The sequence below is a fragment of the Aurantimicrobium sp. genome, from assembly GCF_036667855.1.
Taxonomy (GTDB): Bacteria; Actinomycetota; Actinomycetes; order Actinomycetales; family Microbacteriaceae; genus Aurantimicrobium.
This window is the reverse complement of record NZ_JAVWTF010000072.1, coordinates 1-4889: the sequence shown is the minus strand read 5'-3', so window position 1 is coordinate 4889 and position 4889 is coordinate 1. Positions and strand designations below refer to the sequence as shown.

Annotated in this window: 3 protein-coding genes; 2 read left to right on the top strand and 1 reads right to left on the bottom strand. The window is 52.9% G+C overall.

What is annotated here, in order from left to right:
- Window positions 1–73: 73 nt before the first annotated feature.
- Window positions 74–2419: an Rne/Rng family ribonuclease gene (locus RR877_RS09680; RefSeq protein ID WP_332618951.1), complete on the bottom strand. Its 2346-nt coding sequence runs from the start codon at window positions 2417–2419 to the stop codon at window positions 74–76.
- 303 nt (window positions 2420–2722) lie between these two features.
- Between RR877_RS09680 and RR877_RS09675 the strand changes: the two genes are divergently transcribed.
- Entirely contained in the window at window positions 2723–3319 is a 597-nt protein-coding gene (locus RR877_RS09675) for a vitamin K epoxide reductase family protein (protein ID WP_280800323.1), read from the top strand.
- A gap of 2 nt (window positions 3320–3321) precedes the next feature.
- On the top strand, window positions 3322–4782 hold the full coding sequence (locus RR877_RS09670) for a DHA2 family efflux MFS transporter permease subunit (RefSeq protein WP_332618952.1): 1461 nt from the start codon (window positions 3322–3324) through the stop codon (window positions 4780–4782).
- Window positions 4783–4889: the final 107 nt, after the last annotated feature.

Sequence of the window (4889 nt, the reverse complement as noted above, 5' to 3'; positions counted from 1 at the left end):
AAGAATAGCCATTTCTCGCACTGTGGTCAAACCAACAAGACCGGCGTGTGAGCAGGATTACTCCCCTACCGCTTTATGCCTCACCAAGTGAGGCGTCATGGTCCTCACCAGTGGAGATATTTGCGGTAGAAACTCGACGGGAACGTCCACGACCCTGACCTGCTGCTTTGGGCTCAGGTAGGGCTTCGAGAACGTTTTCGAGAATAACTTCAGCATTTTCAGCTGACAGACGAGGCTTACGGCCACGACCAGACTTCACAACAGGTATATCGAGGATTTCAACAACTTCTTCCGCAGAATCTGCCTCAACATGGTCTTCTGTGCTGTGACCCAAGGTGCTTGCTGCAATCTGCGCAAGTGCACTCTTGGCGCCTTCAGGAATGGGGTGAGCAACAACTGCTGGAGCAACTGGCTTGTCTCCCCCACGACCCTTGGAACGACGACGTGGCTCTGCTGCGTTGGATTCACCGTTGTTACCTGCGCGGGTGACGGGTTCGTGGTGAACAATGACACCGCGTCCAGCACAGACCTGGCATGCCTCAGAGAAGGTCTCAAGTAGACCAAGTCCGAGCTTCTTTCGAGTCATCTGGACCAGACCAAGGGAGGTTACTTCGGCAACCTGGTGCTTGGTGCGGTCACGAGAAAGACATTCGATTAGGCGTCGGTGCACGAGATCACGATTAGTTTCAAGAACCATATCGATGAAGTCGACAACGATGATGCCACCAATGTCACGCAGACGGAGCTGGCGAACGATTTCTTCTGCAGCTTCCAAGTTGTTCTTGGTGACGGTTTCTTCGAGGTTTCCGCCCGAACCCACAAACTTGCCGGTGTTGACGTCCACAACGGTCATAGCTTCAGTGCGGTCAATAACCAGTGATCCACCTGAAGGCAGCCAGACCTTGCGATCCAGAGCCTTTTCAATCTGCTCAGTAATGCGGTACTCATCAAATGCATCACGAGTGCCTTCATACGCAGAAACACGCTCAAGGAGCTCAGGAGCAACTTGGTTGAGGTAACTCTCGATGGTGCCCTTGGCAATATCCCCCTGAATGATCATGCGGTGGAAGTCTTCATTGAAAACATCACGGACAATCTTGATCAGCAGGTCAGATTCACTGTGCAAGATGGCAGGAGCTGCATCATTCTCTGCCTTGCGCGAGATTTCTTCCCACTGCTGGGTTAGTCGCTGAACGTCAACGGTGAGTTGCTCTTCTGTTGCACCTTCGGCTGCGGTGCGGACAATAACACCTACGTTTTCGGGAAGAACTTCCTTCAAGATGCGCTTGAGACGTGTGCGCTCAGTGTCTGGCAGCTTACGGCTGATGCCGTTCATGGATCCGTTGGGTACATAAACCAAGTAGCGACCTGGAAGTGAAACCTGAGAGGTCAGACGTGCACCCTTTTGACCTACGGGATCCTTGGTGACCTGAACGAGAACCTTGTCACCGGGCTTGAGGGCATTCTCAATCTTGCGTGGCTGGTTTCCCGTTTCGACCGAATCCCAGTCAACCTCACCTGAGTAAAGGACTGCGTTACGGCCACGGCCAATGTCAACGAATGCGGCTTCCATCGAAGGAAGAACGTTCTGCACCTTACCGAGGTAGACGTTTCCAATCAGGCTGGCTTCAGAAGCGCGAGCGACATAGTGCTCCACGAGGACGTTGTCCTCGAGCACACCAATCTGTACGCGATCTTCTTTTTCACGAACGATCATGGCGCGATCGACGGCTTCACGACGAGCGAGGAACTCACTCTCAGTGACAACTGTGCGACGTCGACCAGCATCACGGCCATCACGGCGGCGCTGCTTCTTTGCCTCAAGTCGAGTCGAGCCCTTGATGCGCTGAGGCTCGGTGATTTGTTCAGGTGCTCGTGGAGTGCGAATTCGAACGACGGTGTTGCCCGAATCGTCCTGAATCTCACGGTTTTCACCCTGGCGTTGACGAACGCGGCGACGAAGTGTGCCCCCGTCATTTCCTTCGTCCTCTACCTGTCCAAAAGCGCCACGTTCCTGTCGGTTGTTGCGGTTGGGACGACGGTCTTCCATACGGTCACGGCCGTCACGAGAAGGAACACGGTCCTCTGAACCAGGAAGGTTGGGAGCAAAGAAAAAGATGTCGGTTACTTCTTTAGCTTCGAAGGTGGGGTATTCAACCTTCTCGACAACGGGGGCCTCAACAATGGCTGCTTCCACGACGGCTTCAGCGAGTACTTCGGCCGCTACCTCGATAACTGCCGCTTCTACTTCTGCCTCAGTGACAATCTCCGTCGCCACTTCTTCTGCCTGAGCGACTATTGCTTCGGCAACCTCGACGGCTTCAGCGACAATCTCTTCAGCTACCTCAACGGCCTCAGAAACTACTTCGGTCACAAATTCTTCAACAACGTTGTCGTCGTTCTCGGTGTTATTCACCATCAGTGGTGTACTCCCCGTTACCCCCTGCGTCACCGCGTCACGGGGATGTAACTATTCTCGTTTGCAGAATTCCGAAGAATTCTGGCTATAAATCTTTATGTCTTCCCACGGAATCCGGCATGTAGCTCTGGAACTGTGGCGGGCGATCGCGGTGATCTCCCGTGCGCATAACCGTTGTTATGCAAAGTCTTGTTTGTCACGTCGCGCGAGAACGTTGCCTTCGCACTGATACCAGTATGTCAGGTTTCACTCACCTGTGTGGTTCCTGAACGTAATATTCCCACACAGGACAATAATGAGTAGGTGAGCATCACTTCTACAGACTCAAAGCGCCCGGTTGGCTACCCTGTATTTCTCATCATTGCGGGTTTCGTTGGCCTCACAGCTGCCTTCGCATTGACCCTGGAAAAGATTCACAAGTTGCTGCACCCCGAAGAAGCAGCATCTTGCGACTTCAGCGTCATCGTGCAGTGTGGAAAGAATCTTGGTTCATGGCAGGGGTCACTACTCGGTTTCCCCAACCCCATCATTGGCCTGATGGCGTGGTCTGTTGTGATCACCATTGGTGTGAGCATGCTTGCTGGCGCGCGTTACGCGAACTGGTTTTGGCGTGGCTTAAACATAGGTGCTGCCTTCGCACTTGCCTTTGTGATCTGGCTGTTCAGCCAGTCTGTCTTTGTCCTTGGAACTCTGTGCCCCTGGTGCATGGTGACCTGGTCTGCAACTATTCCTTTGTTCTGGGTAGTGACCTTCTGGAACATGAAGCACGGTATCTGGGGCTCTAAGGCACAGAAGCTCGGAACAACATTGCTCAGCTGGGTCGCAATCATTGTGTTGGTGAGCTACCTCATTGAAGCCGTGATTGCGCAACTCGTTCTCAATTGGGTCGCTACGCTGTAACAATGTCTACTTCGGAATCACCTACTGTTTCCGACAAACTAGACCCCAGACACAAGGTCATTCTTGGCGTCATCATGGTGTCGACATTTGTCGTCTTCCTCAACGAGACGGCACTGGGTGTAGCTCTTCCCCAGATTATGAAGCAGCTGAACATCCAACCAAGTACTGGTCAGTGGCTGAACACTGCCTACATGCTCACCATGGCCGTCATCATCCCCACCACCGGTTTCTTACTGCAGCGATTTAGTACCAAGCCGATGTATATCGCCGCGATGACGTTCTTCACCACGGGAACACTTGTTGCTGCACTTTCGCAAGATTTCTTGTTCTTGCTTATTGGACGAATTCTGCAAGCAAGCGGAACGGCAATCATGATGCCGTTGCTCATGACCACAGTCATGGTTCTGGTTCCTGAACACCTGCGTGGACGTATCAACGGAAATATTTCTCTGGTGCTCTCCGCAGCACCTGCACTTGGTCCAGCTTTTTCAGGTCTTGTCCTCAGCGTCTTGGACTGGCGCTGGCTGTTCTGGATCATGCTCCCCATCGGTGTTGTGACCTTGATCATCGGAACCATCCGCATTTCCAACAGTCAAGAGCCTCGCAAGATTCCTATCGATGTCCTCTCCGTCATCTTGAGCGCGTTTGCGTTCTCAGGTCTGATCTATGGACTCAGCTCCTTTGCAGATGCCGCACGCGGTGTTGCTGCTGTGTCGCCGTGGATTCCACTGGGTATTGGCGTCGTTTTCTTTGCTCTGTTCCTACAACGTCAGTCACGCCTTCAGAAGACAGATTCTGCACTTCTTGACCTTCGCACTTTCCGCTCACGTTCCTTCACAGAAGCAATGGGCATTATGGGTATCGGCATGCTGATCCTTTTTGGTGCCGGAATCCTTATTCCGATCTACATGCAAAACGTGCTGGGCGTCGAACCTCTCACTACGGGCCTCATGATGTTGCCTGGTGGCCTGGCCATGGGCCTGTTGGGACCTGTCGTGGGTCGCATGTATGACAAGCACGGACCACAACGACTGCTCATTCCTGGAGCGGTCGCCGTCAGCGTTGCGTTCTGGACCATGACCACATTTGGAACGCAAACTTCAATATGGTTCGTCTTTGGCAGCTACTCGCTCTTGAGCGTGGGCTTAGCGTTCCTGTTCACTCCCCTGTTTGCGTTGTCTCTCAGTTCAGTTCCTCCACAGCTCTATAGCTATGCCAGTGCCACGATCGGAACATTGCAGCAGCTTGCAGGTGCAGCAGGTACTGCTCTCTTTGTGACCGTGATGACCATCATCTCTGCTGGTCTTCGTGACGGCGGCGCAACAGATGTTGAAGCACTCGCAGGCGGTATGCGATCAGCATTCCTCATCGGTGCCATTGCATCGTTGGGCTTGATTGCTATTGCCGTCATTTTGAAGCGTCCGGCGAGTACCGAAGAAATGGCTCGCGAACTGCAGCACTAATGAACGAGTCTTCATGAAGAAAACCCCCGCATTGAACTGAACCCCAAAAGTTGGAGTTCTAATAGGGAGCCGTTTCTAAGTTTGCAAGGGATTGGGTCCGGTAGTCA

Coding starts and splice junctions, on each gene's coding strand:
- RR877_RS09680 (WP_332618951.1), bottom strand. CDS start 2,419: ATGGTGAATAACACCGAGAACGACGACAACGTTGTTGAAGAATTTGTG.
- RR877_RS09670 (WP_332618952.1), top strand. CDS start 3,322: ATGTCTACTTCGGAATCACCTACTGTTTCCGACAAACTAGACCCCAGA.